This window comes from Pseudomonas sp. PS02288 (assembly GCF_029959715.1).
GTDB lineage: Bacteria > Pseudomonadota > Gammaproteobacteria > Pseudomonadales > Pseudomonadaceae > Pseudomonas_O > Pseudomonas_O kuykendallii.
This window is the reverse complement of record NZ_JASCPA010000049.1, coordinates 1-14470: the sequence shown is the minus strand read 5'-3', so window position 1 is coordinate 14470 and position 14470 is coordinate 1. Positions and strand designations below refer to the sequence as shown.

Below are 14470 nucleotides of genomic sequence, written 5' to 3'. Positions count from 1 at the left end.
AGGCCTGATTCGCGGCGATGCGGCTCGCGGTGAGGCCTCGACAGCCCCTAGAATGTCGGAGTCCGAGGAGTATGACTCCGACTAACAACCATAAGGACGAGGACCCAGGCCGTGGACGCAGTTCTAGATCCAGCCTCAAGCAGTCTGTCGCGCTCGAAGCTGTTGCCACCGCAACCGTCCGCGAGCCTTCCCCGGCCCCATCTCCAGGCCCTTCTCGGCGCACCCTCCGCGCGGCTGGTGCTGTTCCGCGCCCCCGCGGGCTTCGGCAAGACCATCGCGCTGGCCGAGCTTGCGGCGTCGCGCAGCGCCGAGGGCTACGCCAGCGCCTGGTATTCCCTGGGCGAAGGCGACGACGATCCACTGCATTTCCTGACTCAGCTGATCGCCGCATTGCGCAGCGCCTTTCCGGGCATCGGCGCGGATGCGCTGAGCTACCTGCGCAACACCATGCAGGTGCCGGTGGCCGCGGTGGTGGAAAGCCTCCTGGCGGACCTGTCCGAGCAGCGGCAGCCGCTGCTGCTGGTGATCGACGACGTTCACCTGATCCAGGACCCCGATTTGCTGGCTGCGCTCAATCGCATGGTGCTGCTGGGGCCACCCGGATTCGTCCTCGCCCTTGGCAGCCGCTCTCTGCCCGCGCTGCGTCTGGCCAGCCTGCGCGCCAAAGGGTTGTTGCTGGAGATCGGCAGCGACGAGCTGCGCCTCAGCCTGGAGGAGACCGGCGAATACCTGCGCAGCGCCGGGCTCTGCGTGGATACCGCCACCGTTGCGGCGCTGCATGCGCAGACCGAGGGTTGGCTGGCCGGTGTACACCTCGCCAGCCTGTGGTTGCACAACCGTTCCGATGACGCACCGATGCCCCGCAACGTCAGCGAACTGGCGGTCGGCGACTACCTGTTGAGCACCGTATTCGAGCAACTGCCGGAGCCGCTGCAGGAGCAACTGCTGGCGCTGGCGGTGGCCAACCAACTGAGCGGCGAACTGGCCGGGGCACTGACCGGCTGCGACGACGGGCAGGCCTTGCTGGAGGAACTGGAGCAGCGCCAGCTGTTCCTCGAACCGCTGGATCGCGCCCGGCACTGGTACCGCTTCCACCACCTGTTCGCGGACTTCCTCCGCGCGCGCCTGCGCCAGCGCGACCCGGAACGCCTCAAGCACCTGCATTTCAACGCCAGCCTGTGGTTCACCAACCATCACATGCAGAACCTGGCGATCGAGCACGCCTGCCTCGCCGAAGACCCTGAAATGCTTGCCGCGCTGGTGGATGGCTGCGGGCTGGAGCTGATCAACCGCGGTCAGCTCAGCCAGATCTACCGCTGGCGCCAGCAGATTCCCGACGCCATTGCCGAGCGCTACCCGGTGCTGGTGTTGGCGACTGTCTGGGAGAAGGCGGCTGGCCAGTCGTTGCCCGAGGCCAAGCGCCTGCTCGACGAACTCTTGCAACGCTGGGACGCGGGCGAAGGCGAGCCGTTGCAGCAGGGTTATCTGGCTGCCATGGCGGTGAAGGCGCTGATCGCGCTGCAGAAGGACGAACTTGCGCTGTGCGTGGAACTGGCCGGCAAGGTCGAAGCACAGCTGGGTCAGCATGCGGCGTTTCTCGAGGTGGCACTGCTGGTCGTCGGCGCGCTGGCGCAGGTGATGCTCGCCCGTCCCGAAGCGGCGCGGCACCTGCTCGCGCTGGCGCAGCAGCGCAATCACTTTCTCGAAGGCCGCTACCTGGCGATGCAACTGAGCAACGTCGAGGTGCTGCTGGCCTTGGAACAGGGCTGCACGCGGCAGGCGCAGCTGCTTTCCGAACGCCTGCGCGGGAGGCTGATGCCGTGGTTCGGCGACAGGTCCCGCGCGCTGGCGCTGCCCGCCATCACCGAGTCACTGATCGCTTACCAGCAGGCGCGTTACGACGGACTCGAGGAGCGCCTCGGACGCGCGCTGCGCCAGGTCGATGTGATCAACCCGATCGACCTCTATGCCCAGGGCCTGCTGTTCCTCTCGCGCCTCCAGCGCGCCCGAAACCAGACCCGCGAGGCGCTGGAAAGCCTGGTGCTGCTTCAAGGACTGGCGGTGCGCAACCAGTCCTGGCGTTTCCAGGCGCAGGCGGTGGCGGACGAGATCGCGCTGATCCTGCAGCAACCGGCGGCGGACCGCATCCGCCGCGCCGAGCAGCGCCTGAAGAGCCTCGACTGGGAACGTCATGCCGCGCATTACGCCGCGCAGCCGTTCAATCCGGTGCGCTGGAGCCTGGGCGTTAGCCGCGTGCGCCTGCAACAGGCGCGCGGGCAATACAGCGAGGCGTTGCACGAGATCGCCCAGTTGCGTGAGCTGCTGCAACCCGGCTGGCATGGCGTGCAGCGCCTGCGCCTGGAGATTCTCGCGGCACTCAGCCACCAGCGGCTGGGCTATCAGGAGCGGGCGTTGAGCACGCTCGTGCAATGCCTCATCGATGCCGAACGCGAAGGGCTGCGCAGTCTGTTCATCGAGGAGGGCGAGGCCATCCGGCAGATGCTCCAGCAGCTCGAAGTCACCGAGCGCCAACCGGCGCTGCAGGGCTTCATTCGCGGCTTGCTGACGGTCTGGCCGGGCAGCCCGGCGCGCGAAACGGTCGAGTCGCCGGGCGATGAGCTCACCGACCGCGAGATGGAGGTCATCCGGTTGGCCGCCACCGGCATGTCCAACGAAGAAATTGGCGTTCGCCTGGCCCTGGCGCTGGGCACGGTGAAATGGCACCTGCACAACATCTACGACAAGCTCAAGGTGCGTAACCGCACCCACGCGATCCGCCGCGCCCGCGAACTGGAGTTGCTCGACGCATGAATGGCTCACTGGCTCAGGTATCCGGATTTCCGCTGCTAGGCACCAAGCTCTCGCCGATGGACCGCGGGCAGCAGGCGCAGCTCGCACGCACCGCGCTGGTCGAGCGTCTGTTCGCCGCCCGCGAGCGGCGCCTGCTGATCGTCAGCGGGCCGGCGGGCTACGGCAAGAGCACGCTGCTGGGCCAGTTCGCCGGGTGCCTGGCGGCGTCCGGCGAGTGCGTCGCCTGGCTCTCCTGCGACGAGTCGGACAGCCCGCCAGAGCGCCTGCTGCGCTATCTGATCGCCGCCATCGGTGCGGTCTGCCCCGGCTTCGGCAGCCGCGCGATGGCACTGCTCGACGATCAGGCCAACTGGCCGGAAGAGGCCCTGCTGGAGGCGCTGATCGCCGACCTGAAGACCCTGGAGCGCCCGCTCTATCTGCTGCTGGACGATTTCCACCGGCTCCGCCATCCGTTCCTCGGCAAGGGCGGACGTTACCTGCTGGAGCGCCTGCCGGAGCACGTCCACCTGGTGGTCAGCACCCGTTTCGGGCCGCTGTTCATCGAGGACGATCCGGTGCTCAAGGCATCGGTGTTCTGGATCAAGGCCGAGGACCTGCGCTTTTCTCGCGACGAGATGGCGCGCTATTTCTCCGAGGTATGCGTGCTCGAGCTGGACGACGCGCAGCTCAAGCAACTGGGTAAACGCTGCGAGGGCTGGATCACCGCCCTGCACCTGGCGGCGCTGGGCATGCGCCGGCAACCCGATCAGGCGCGTTTCATCGCCGATTTCTCCGGGGCCGAGCGGACTCTGGCGGACTACCTTGAGGAAGACGTGCTAGATGGCCTGCCGCCGTCGCTGCTGGCGTTCCTCGAGCAGACCTCGCTGCTGGACGAGTTCAGCGCCGAGCTGTGCAACGCCCTGACCGGGCGCCGCGATGCGCTGGACATGCTCCTGCGCCTGCAGAGCGAGCAGTTGTTCGTCATCGCACTGGACGAGCGCGGCGAGTGGTTTCGCTATCACCCGCTGTTCGCCGAATTTCTCCAGGGCCGCCTGGACAAGCGCGGCGACAGCACCAACCTGTTGCAGGCCGCGGCGCGCTGGTGCGAGAGCAACGAGCAATCGGAACGGGCCATCGGCTACGCGCTGCGGGCCCGGGACTACCCGCACGCGGCTGACCTGCTGGAGCGCAAGGGCGCCGGGCTGATCGCCGGCAACCGCGTGTACGGCGTGCTGAAGCGGCTCGAGCAGGTGCCCGCCGAGGAAATCCGCGAGCATCCGGTGTTCCAGATCTTCTATGCCTGGCAACTGGCTTTCGAGCAGAAGTACGCCGAGGCCGAGGCCCTGATCGAGGAGGTCAGCACGCGCCTGATGCAGGGGCAGGGCAGGCCGATGCACTACGGCCTGGCCGAGCTGTTAGCGGCGGCGCAGGTGCTCAAGGCGCTGGTAATGCTCTATCAGGACAAGCTGGAAAGTTGCCTGAAGGTTTCGCGCTACTGGCTGAAACTGGCGCCGGAGAACCAGACGGTGTTCCGCGCCAGCCTGTTCTGCGTGCAGGCCGCCGCTTTCGGTCTGCTGGGCGACTACGGCGAGGCGGCCAGCGCGATCGCCCGAGTGCATGAGAACCTAAAGGAGGTGAACAGCGAGTACCTGCTGGCGCTTACCAGCCTGATCGAGGCGCTGATCTGCAAGGAAAGCGGCGAGCTGGAACGTGGTCGTTCGATCGCCGAGGCGGCGCGCGGGCGGGTCGAACGGGTCTTCGGCGCCAACAGCCGGGTAGGCGGCCCGCTGGCGCTGGCCTATGCCGATCTCCTGTACGAACAGGACCGGCATGCGTCGATCCTCGGCGAGCTGCCGGCGGCGAACACCTGGCGCGATGTGGCGACGCCGCTGGAGCTGTTCAGCCGCGGGCAGCTGGTGATGGCGCGGACGCGGTTCTTCTCCGGCGATACCCGGCAGGGGCTCGGGCAGCTCGATGCCTGGCTCACCGGCTTGCAGGGCGCGGGGCACGAGCGCGTGCTGGCGCTGGGCATGGGCTGCAAGGTGCAACTGCTGCTGTGGCAGCGCCAGCTTGGCGAGGCCGAGCGCATTTGCCTGCAGCTGGCGCGCCTCATGGAGGGGCTGCCGGCCGAACGCTATCCCGACGCCTGCACTGCGCTGGCCCTTTCACAGGCGCGCCTGGCGCTCAGCGAACGGCGCCCGGAGAAGGCCCAGGCCGTGCTGGAAAGCAGCCTTGCCGGCGAAGCGGCCGAGCACCAGCGCGATCGTCGGCTGCGTCTGTCGCTGCTGCTGGCGGTGGCGTACTGGCGCAAGGGTTATCTGGAAAAAGCCTTCGCGCTGTTCCAGGTTCATCTGGAAGATGCCTGGAGCCGGGGCTACCGCCGTGCCTTCCAGGACGATGCGCTCTGGCTGTTGCCACTGTGGGAGGCCTGGAAGGTGCAGGAGCCGCTGCGTGCGAGTGCCTGGGAAGGGCTCGGCGAGCTGCTGCGCGGGCAGTTCGCGCGCCTCGGCATCGACCCGGACAAGATCGACGAAAACCAGGACGTCAGCTACCGCGAGCAGGAAATCCTGCGTTTCGTCGCCGCCGGCATGTCCAATCGCGACATCGCCCAGGCCGTGCACCTCTCCGAGGCGACTATCAAATGGCACCTGCACAAGCTGTTCGCCAAGATGGGCGTGCGCAGCCGCACCCAGGCGGTGCTCAAGGGCAAGACGCTGGGCCTGATCAGCGAAGGCTGAGAGGGTTGGCACCGCGAGGCGCCAACGGGTTCAATCCTTGTTCGGCACGTGACCGAACAGCGATTGCGCGAAGCGCACGCGCTCTTCCGGACTCTCCTGAATGTCCTGCTCGGCCAGTTGCGCGAGGTGCGCCTCGACGGCGTGGGTGCGCAAGGTCAGGCCGCAGTCGTTGGCGATCTGGATGTTCAGGCCGGGGCGGGCGTTGAGTTCGAGGATCAGCGGGCCCTTGTCCTGGTCCAGCACCATGTCCACGCCGATGTAACCCAGGCCGCACAGCTCGTAGCAGCCGGCGGCCAGGCGCATGAAACCGTCCCAGTTCGGCAGTTGCACGCCGTCCACCGCGTTGGTGGTGTCCGGGTGCTTGGTGATCTTGGCGTTCAGCCAGGTGCCCTTGAGGGTGATCCCGGTGGCGAGGTCGACGCCGACACCGATCGCGCCCTGGTGCAGGTTGGCCTTGCCGCCGGACTGCCGGGTCGGCAGGCGCAGCATGGCCATCACCGGGTAGCCCATCAGCACGATGATGCGGATGTCTGGCACGCCTTCGTAGCTGATGCTCTTGAAGATCTGGTCCGGGGTTACGCGGTATTCGATCAGCGCGCGGTCGCGGTGGCCGCCGAGGGAGTACAGCCCGGTGAGGATGCTGGAAATCTGGTGCTCGATTTCCTCGTGGCTGACGATCTTCCCGGACACCGTCTTGTAGCGGTCCTCGAAACGGTCGGCGATCACCAGGATGCCGTCGCCGCCGGCGCCCTGGGCCGGCTTGATGACGAAATCGGTGCGGTCGCCGATGATCTCGTCGAGCTTGTCGATTTCCTTCTCGGTGGAGATCACCCCGTACATCTCCGGCACGTGGATGCCAGCCTCGATGGCGCGCTGCTTGGTGATGATCTTGTCGTCGACGATCGGGTACAGGCTGCGCTTGTTGTACTTCAGCACGTAGTCCGCGTTACGCCGGTTGATGCCCATGATGCCGAGCGCTTCCAGGGCCTTCCATCTCTTCCACAGACCTATCATGGCTCAGTCCTTGAGGAAGGCTTTGAAGCGGAACAGCTCGGTCAGGCGGTAGCCGCGGTAGCGACCCATCGCCAGCATGAAGCCGACCATCACCAGCAGGATCGCCGGGAAGGTGAACACGAAGTAGACCAGCTGCGGCACCATCATCAGCAGGTGCGCCAGGGTCGCGGCGAACAGCGTGCCGATCGCCACCTTCATCGCGTGGCCGGCGCCGCGCTCTTCCCAGGTGATCGACAGGCGCTCGATGGTCATGGTCAGGATCACCATCGGGAACAGCGCTACCGAAAGCCCGCGCTCCAGGCCGAGCTTGTGGCTGAGCAGGCTGATCACCGCGATCAGCACCACGACGAAGGTCAGCACCACCGACAGCCGCGGCAGCATCTGCAGCTTCAGGTGTTCTAGGTAGGAGCGCAGCGACAGGCCCAGCGCGGTGATCAGGGTGAACAGCGCGATGCCGAAACCCAGCTGCGTCTCGCGGAAGGCCAGTGCGATCAGCACCGGAGTGAAGGTGCCGAGAGTCTGTAGGCCGATCAGGTTGCGCAGGATGAGGATCACCAGAACGCCGATCGGGATCATGATCATGATCTGGTAGGTCTGCTGGGTCTGCAGCGGCAGGCCGTAGAGCGAGTATTCGAGGAAATCGACGTCGGTGTTCTCGTCGGTCAGCTTGGCCAGGCGGATGGCGTTCATCTCGCTGTTGTTCAGGGTGAAGTTGACCTGGATCTTCTTGCCGCCATCCAGCGTCACCAGCGGTTCGTCGCCGGTCCACCACATCAGGCGGTCAGCCGGTAGGCCCTGTTCGCCGGTCTCCGGGTTGAAGTACAGCCACTTGTCGCCGTTGAAGCTGCGCAGCCAGAGTTCCGGATTCTGCGGCTGGTCGGCGATCAGGCGGAGGGTGTGCACGCGCTCCATTGGCACGTGGGCGATGGACAGCAGCAGGTCGACCACCCTGGCCTTGTTGACGGTGGACTGGTCGCCGCCCAGCAGCAGCTTGACGTTATCGTCGTTGACGTTGTTGACCCGCTTGATGGTCTCGCCGACGAAGGTTTCGACGTCCGCCGAATGCTGGCGGATCGGCGCCATCAGCGCTTCGGCGGCGATCTTCTCGGGGCCATCCACGGGAATCTGCTCGTCGCGGAAGATCGGCCCCTTGGGCTTGAGCTGTTCGCCGCTGTAGCGCTTGGTGAGTACCAGGCGGTAATAGAGCGTCTGGTTGCCTTTGGCACGGCGCGCCGACCAGGTCACCTTCCGGTTGTCGCCGGTGCGGTTGATGCTCACGCCATAGTTGTTGGAGATGAAGCTCTCGTTGAGGCTGACGTAGTTCTGGTTCAGCGGCGGAACGAACATCTGCACCTTGACCGGCTCATGCGGCGTGGCCACGAACTCGACCTTGGCGTCGATGTTCCACAGATCGTCGGTTTCGTCCTCGGTCACCGGGATGCCGAGGATGAAGATCTGGTAAGCCGTAATCAGAACGCCCAGCGTCACCAGCACGGTGATCAGGACTTTCAGATGCAGGGTAAGAGAGCGCATGGGGTCTACTCGGCAGAGATTGAGTCGGCACATCCGGGCTTGCCGGCGGCGTACTTGAGGCTGGGGTCGACCAGTGCTTCGAAGCGCTTGAGCGCCTCGGAGCCGATCAGGAGCGGGTATTCGAAGGCGCTGCGGTCGGTGAGATTGACCTCGATGTCGCGCCGGGCGCGTCCCATGCAGACACTCAGTTCGATCACCGGGCGCGCGGTGTAGGTCTTGCCCTGTTCAGGATCGTAGTCGCCCGAGCGGCGCTTGATCTTGCTGATCCGCGCCAGCGGTCGCTCGATGGGATGGGCATGGGCGTCGTCGATGGCGAGGTAGAAGCGTACCCAGGATTCGCCGTCGCGCTTGAAGCGTTGGATGTCCCGTGCGCTGAGCGAGGCGGTCTTGGCGCCGGTGTCCAGCTTCGCCGCCACTTCCAGATCCAGCTCGGCGAGGCGCGCGTGCTCGTTCAGGCCGTACACGGTCTTCTCACCGGCGAAACCCGCGTCGGGCGCAAGGAACAGGCAGAAGAGGGAAGGAGCGAAGGGCTTGAATCTCATACGTCCTGGATGATCGCGACGGCGGGTCGGCATGACCGGCGGGTGGCTGGAGCCTTTGTTCTCGGGGCTCGCGGGCATGGCGGGCATCATTCCTGGGCAGCGCAAGCGGTGGGCATTCTAGCATGCTGATTTTCTGCGGTGACAGACGCATATAGGCCGCAACAGCGGTGGTTCTGGCCATGACGTCTTTCGGTCATCCCGGAGGATTGTCAACAATCGGGTGATTGGGTTTGACTGAATAGGTCTTCAGGCGTAATTTTTCCCGAACCAAACCTGCCTGGTGTCGACAATATGCTAGAAGCCGCCGATATCAATCTGGCCGTGGCAGACGATTCGGAAACCCTTTCCGAGCACGTCTTCCGGCGTATCCAGGCGGCCATCGTCAAGGGCGAGATCGCTCCTGGCAGCAAGATCTCCGAGCCGGAGCTGGCGCGCGTCTACGGCATCAGCCGCGGCCCGTTGCGCGAGGCGATCCATCGGCTGGAAGGCCAGCGCCTGCTGGTGCGCGTGCCCCACGTGGGTGCTCGCGTGGTTTCGCTGAGCTACGCCGAACTGATCGAACTCTACGAAATCCGCGAATCCCTCGAAGGCATGGCCTGTCGCCTGGCCGCGGAGCGCATGAGCCAGGCGGAGATCGACGAGCTGCGCCAGGTGCTGGACATGCACGAGCGCGACGAGGCGTTCCAGGCCGGGCTGGGCTACTACCAGCAGGAAGGCGACTTCGATTTCCACTACCGGATCATCCAGGGCAGCGGCAACCGCACGCTGACGCAGATGCTTTGCGGCGAGCTCTACCAACTGGTGCGCATGTACCGCATCCAGTTCTCGGCGATACCCAATCGTCCGCGCCAGGCCTTTACCGAACACCACCGCATTCTCGACGCCATCGCCGATGGCGACGGAGAGCTCGCCGAACTCCTGATGCGCCGTCACATCGCCGCGTCCAAGCGCAACGTCGAGCGCCATTATCCCAGCGCCCACCCGGGCACCCAGGAAACAACCACAACAAGAGGTCAGCCATGAGTCATGTATCTGCCGGGCAACGTTTCCGTGACGCCGTAGCCAGCGAGCACCCGCTGCAGGTGGTCGGGGCAATCAACGCCAACCACGCACTGCTGGCCAAGCGTGCCGGCTTCAAAGCGATCTACCTGTCCGGTGGCGGCGTGGCCGCGGGCTCGCTGGGGGTTCCCGACCTCGGCATCACCGGTCTCGACGACGTGCTCACCGACGTGCGCCGGATCACCGATGTCTGCGACCTGCCGCTGCTGGTGGATGTCGACACCGGCTTCGGCTCCTCGGCGTTCAACGTGGCCCGTACGGTCAAGTCGATGATCAAGTTCGGCGCCGCCGCGATCCACATCGAGGATCAGGTGGGTGCCAAGCGCTGCGGTCACCGGCCGAACAAGGAAATCGTTTCCCAGCAGGAAATGGTCGACCGCATCAAGGCCGCGGTGGATGCACGCACGGACGACAGCTTCGTGATCATGGCGCGTACCGATGCGCTGGCGGTCGAGGGCCTGGAGTCCGCGCTGGAGCGTGCCGCGGCGTGCGTAGAGGCGGGGGCCGACATGGTCTTTCCCGAGGCGATCACCGAGTTGGACATGTACAGGCTGTTCGCCGAGAAGGTCCGTGCGCCGATCCTCGCCAACATCACCGAATTCGGTTCGACCCCGCTGTACACCACGCAGGAGTTGGCCGGCGCCGATGTTTCCCTGGTGCTCTACCCGCTGTCGGCCTTCCGCGCGATGAACAAGGCGGCGGAAAACGTCTACACGGCGATTCGCCGCGACGGTACCCAGAAGAACGTGGTCGACACCATGCAGACGCGCATGGAGCTGTACGAGCGCATCGATTACCACGCCTTCGAGCAGAAGCTCGATGCGCTGTTCGCCGCCAAGAAGTGATCGATCGGGCCGCGTATCGAACAGAAGGCTCCGATGAACAACAAGAACATCAACCGGATCAGATGAGGAGTAACCCGCGATGAGCGCACCCCAAGAGACGACCACGCCGGGCTTCAAACCCAAGAAATCGGTGGCCCTGAGCGGCACCGCTGCTGGCAACACCGCCCTGTGCACCGTCGGCCGTACCGGCAACGACCTGCATTACCGCGGCTACGACGTACTCGACTTCGCCAACCGCTGCGAATTCGAGGAAATCGCCCACCTGCTGGTGCACGGCAAGCTGCCCAACGTGGCCGAGCTTGCCAGCTACAAGGCCAAACTCAAGGCGCTGCGTGGCCTTCCGGCAGCGCTCAAAGCCTCGCTGGAACAGCTGCCGCCGTCGGCGCACCCGATGGATGTGATGCGCACCGCCGTCTCTGTGCTGGGCTGCGTATCACCGGAGAAGGACGACCACAACCATCCCGGCGCCCGCGATATCGCCGACAAGCTGATGGCGTCGCTGGGCTCGGCCCTGCTGTACTGGTACCACTTCAGCCACAACGGCAAACGCATCGACGTGGAAACCGACGATGACTCCATCGGCGGGCATTTCCTCCATCTGCTGCATGGCGAAAAACCGCGCGAGTCGTGGGTGCGTGCGATGCACACCTCGCTCAACCTTTACGCCGAGCACGAGTTCAACGCCTCCACCTTCACCTCGCGGGTGATTGCCGGCACCGGTTCGGACATCTATTCCTGCATCGCCGGCGCCATCGGCGCGTTGCGCGGTCCGAAACACGGTGGCGCCAACGAGGTGGCCTTCGAGATCCAGAAGCGCTACGACAACCCGGACGAGGCCGAGGCCGATATCCGCGCCCGCGTCGAGAAGAAGGAAGTGGTGATCGGCTTCGGCCATCCGGTCTACACCGTGTCCGATCCACGCAACAAGGTGATCAAGGAGGTCGCGCGCGAGCTCTCCGTCGAACAGAAGAACAGCAAGATGTTCGACATCGCCGAGCGCCTGGAAACCATCATGTGGGACATCAAGAAGATGTTCCCCAACCTCGATTGGTTCAGCGCCGTGAGCTACCACATGATGGGCGTGCCCACCGCCATGTTCACGCCGCTGTTCGTCATCGCCCGCACTTCGGGCTGGTCGTCCCATGTGATCGAGCAGCGCATCGACGGCAAGATCATCCGCCCGAGCGCCAACTACACCGGTCCCGAAGACCTTAAGTTTGTGCCGCTCAAGGAGCGCCCATGATCAGCATGAACACTCGATACCGCAAGAACCTGCCCGGCAGCGCGCTGGACTACTTCGACACCCGCGAGGCGGTCGAGGCCATCACGCCCGGCGCCTACGACAAGCTGCCCTACACCTCGCGCGTGCTGGCCGAGCAACTGGTGCGCCGCTGCGACCCGACGCTGCTCACCGATGCGCTGAAGCAACTGATCGAGCGCAAGCGCGACCTCGATTTCCCTTGGTACCCGGCGCGCGTCGTGTGCCACGACATCCTCGGCCAGACCGCTCTGGTGGACCTGGCCGGCCTGCGTGACGCGATCGCCGACAAGGGAGGCGACCCGGCGAAGGTCAACCCCGTGGTGCCCACCCAGTTGATCGTCGACCATTCGCTGGCGGTGGAATATGCCGGCTTCGACCCCGATGCGTTCGAGAAGAACCGCGCCGTGGAAGAGCGCCGCAACGAGGACCGTTTCCACTTCATCGAGTGGACCAAGACCGCGTTCAAGAACGTCGACGTGATCCCCGCCGGCAACGGCATCATGCACCAGATCAACCTGGAGAAAATGAGCCCGGTGATCCAGGCGCGCGACGGCGTGGCCTACCCGGACACCTGCGTCGGCACCGACAGCCATACGCCGCACGTGGATGCCCTGGGCGTGATCGCCGTCGGCGTCGGCGGGCTGGAGGCGGAGACCGTGATGCTCGGCCGCGCCTCGATGATGCGCCTGCCCGACATCGTCGGCGTGGAGCTCACCGGCAAGCGCCAGCCCGGCATCACCGCGACCGATATCGTGCTGGCGATCACCGAGTTCCTGCGCAAGGAGCGGGTAGTCGGCGCCTACGTGGAGTTCTTCGGCGAAGGTGCCAATAGCCTGTCCATCGGCGACCGCGCGACCATCTCCAACATGTGCCCGGAATACGGCGCCACGGCCTCGATGTTCTACATCGACCAGCAGACCATCGACTACCTCAAGCTCACCGGGCGCGAGCCGCAGCAGGTGGCGCTGGTCGAACAGTACGCCAAACTCACCGGTCTCTGGGCGGATGCCCTGGTGACCGCCGAGTACGAGCGGGTGCTGCGCTTCGACCTGTCCACCGTGGTGCGCAACATGGCCGGCCCGAGCAACCCGCACAAACGCCTGCCGACCTCGGCGCTGCAAGAGCGCGGCATTGCCGGCGAAACCTTGCTGGCCGCCGCCAAGGTGGAGGAGAGCGAAGGCCTGCTGCCCGATGGCGCGGTGATCATTGCCGCCATCACCAGTTGCACCAACACCTCCAACCCGCGCAACGTGGTGGCCGCCGGCTTGTTGGCGAAGAAGGCCAATGCGCTGGGCTTGCTGCGCAAACCCTGGGTGAAAACCTCGTTCGCGCCGGGTTCGAAGGTGGCCAAGCTGTACCTGGAAGAAGCCGGCCTGCTCAGCGAGCTGGAACAGCTGGGTTTCGGCATCGTCGCCTACGCCTGCACCACCTGTAACGGCATGTCCGGTGCGCTGGACCCGGTGATCCAGCAGGAAATCATCGACCGCGACCTGTACGCCACCGCCGTACTTTCGGGCAACCGCAACTTCGACGGGCGCATCCATCCCTACGCCAAGCAGGCGTTCCTGGCGTCGCCACCGCTGGTGGTCGCCTACGCCATTGCCGGTACGGTGCGCTTCGACATCGAGCAGGACGTGCTCGGTCACGATCAGGCCGGCAACCCGGTTACCCTGAAGGACCTGTGGCCGAGCGACGAGGAAATCGACGCCATCGTCGCTGCCTCGGTGAAGCCCGAGCAGTTCCGTCAGGTCTACATCCCGATGTTCGACCTGGGCACCTTCGCCGAAGCGGAAAGCCCGCTGTACGACTGGCGCCCGCAGTCCACCTACATTCGCCGTCCGCCGTACTGGGAAGGCGCGCTGGCCGGCGAACGCTCGCTCAAGGGCATGCGCCCGCTGGCGTTGCTGCCGGATAACATCACCACCGATCACCTGTCGCCGTCCAACGCGATCATGCCCGACAGCGCGGCAGGCGAGTACCTGGCGAAAATGGGCCTGCCGGAGGAGGACTTCAACTCCTACGCGACCCACCGCGGCGACCACCTGACCGCCCAGCGCGCCACCTTTGCCAACCCGCAGCTGGTTAACGAGATGGCCGTGGTCGACGGCCAGGTGAAGAAGGGTTCGCTGACTCGTATCGAGCCCGAGGGCAAGGTCACTCGCATGTGGGAAGCGATCGAGACCTACATGGCGCGCAAGCAGCCGCTGATCATCGTGGCCGGCGCCGACTACGGTCAGGGCTCGTCGCGGGACTGGGCTGCCAAGGGCGTGCGCCTTGCGGGCGTGGAAGCGATTGCCGCCGAAGGGTTCGAGCGCATTCACCGCACCAACCTGGTGGGCATGGGCGTGCTGCCGCTGGAGTTCAAACCCGGCACCAATCGCCTGACCCTGGGCCTGGACGGCACCGAGCTGTACGACGTGCTCGGCGAGCGCACCCCCCGTGCAACCCTGACGCTGGTGATCACGCGCAAGAACGGCGAACGCCTGGACGTCCCCGTGACCTGTCGTCTGGATACCGCCGAGGAAGTGTCGATCTACGAAGCCGGTGGCGTGCTGCAGCGCTTCGCCCAGGACTTCTTGGAAGCGACCGCAACGGCTTAAAACGCGATCCCGTAGGGTGCGCCGTGCGCACCGCAGGCAGCGAGGTCTGTGCTGGTGCGCACCGCGCCCCCTACCGCCCCCCCGAAAT

General features: G+C 65.5%; 9 protein-coding genes. 6 read left to right on the top strand and 3 right to left on the bottom strand.

Going from position 1 to position 14470, the window contains the following annotated elements:
• Nucleotides 1-111 precede the first annotated feature (111 nt).
• Together QMX85_RS17655 and QMX85_RS17650 are read left to right on the top strand one after the other, a co-directional pair.
• Nucleotides 112-2811: a LuxR C-terminal-related transcriptional regulator gene (locus QMX85_RS17655; protein WP_282343039.1), complete on the top strand. Its 2700-nt coding sequence runs from the start codon at nt 112-114 to the stop codon at nt 2809-2811.
• A gap of 56 nt (nt 2812-2867) precedes the next feature.
• Nucleotides 2868-5528: a LuxR C-terminal-related transcriptional regulator gene (locus QMX85_RS17650; protein ID WP_282343084.1), complete on the top strand. Its 2661-nt coding sequence runs from the start codon at nt 2868-2870 to the stop codon at nt 5526-5528.
• A gap of 30 nt (nt 5529-5558) precedes the next feature.
• On the opposite strand, the gene QMX85_RS17645 is transcribed toward QMX85_RS17650, so the two are convergent.
• From QMX85_RS17645 to QMX85_RS17635, 3 genes are read right to left on the bottom strand one after another with little or no spacing between them, the layout of a single operon-like run.
• Nucleotides 5559-6539 (bottom strand): alpha-L-glutamate ligase-like protein, encoded by a 981-nt coding sequence (locus QMX85_RS17645; protein WP_282343082.1) that lies wholly within the window; start codon nt 6537-6539, stop codon nt 5559-5561.
• A 6-nt stretch (nt 6540-6545) separates the two neighbouring features.
• On the bottom strand, nt 6546-8075 hold the full coding sequence (locus QMX85_RS17640; RefSeq protein ID WP_090230988.1) for an inactive transglutaminase family protein: 1530 nt from the start codon (nt 8073-8075) through the stop codon (nt 6546-6548).
• 5 nt (nt 8076-8080) lie between these two features.
• Entirely contained in the window at nt 8081-8617 is a 537-nt protein-coding gene (locus tag QMX85_RS17635) for an ATP-dependent zinc protease (RefSeq protein WP_282343037.1), read from the bottom strand.
• Between the two features lie 291 nt (nt 8618-8908).
• On the opposite strand from QMX85_RS17635, the gene QMX85_RS17630 reads away from it, so the two are divergent.
• The 4 genes from QMX85_RS17630 to acnD all read left to right on the top strand — a co-directional run bounded on the left by QMX85_RS17630 (nt 8909) and on the right by acnD (nt 14382).
• Nucleotides 8909-9640, top strand: coding sequence for a GntR family transcriptional regulator (locus QMX85_RS17630; RefSeq protein ID WP_282343035.1), 732 nt, complete (start codon nt 8909-8911; stop codon nt 9638-9640).
• Nucleotides 9637-10521: a methylisocitrate lyase gene (prpB, locus tag QMX85_RS17625; RefSeq protein WP_090230986.1), complete on the top strand. Its 885-nt coding sequence runs from the start codon at nt 9637-9639 to the stop codon at nt 10519-10521. The genes QMX85_RS17630 and prpB overlap by 4 nt, the downstream gene beginning before the upstream one ends.
• A 79-nt stretch (nt 10522-10600) precedes the next feature.
• On the top strand, nt 10601-11764 hold the full coding sequence (gene prpC, locus QMX85_RS17620; protein ID WP_282343031.1) for a 2-methylcitrate synthase: 1164 nt from the start codon (nt 10601-10603) through the stop codon (nt 11762-11764).
• Nucleotides 11765-11769: 5 nt separating this feature from the next.
• Complete coding sequence (acnD, locus tag QMX85_RS17615) at nt 11770-14382, top strand: Fe/S-dependent 2-methylisocitrate dehydratase AcnD (RefSeq protein WP_282343080.1); 2613 nt, start codon at nt 11770-11772, stop codon at nt 14380-14382.
• Nucleotides 14383-14470 lie beyond the last annotated feature (88 nt).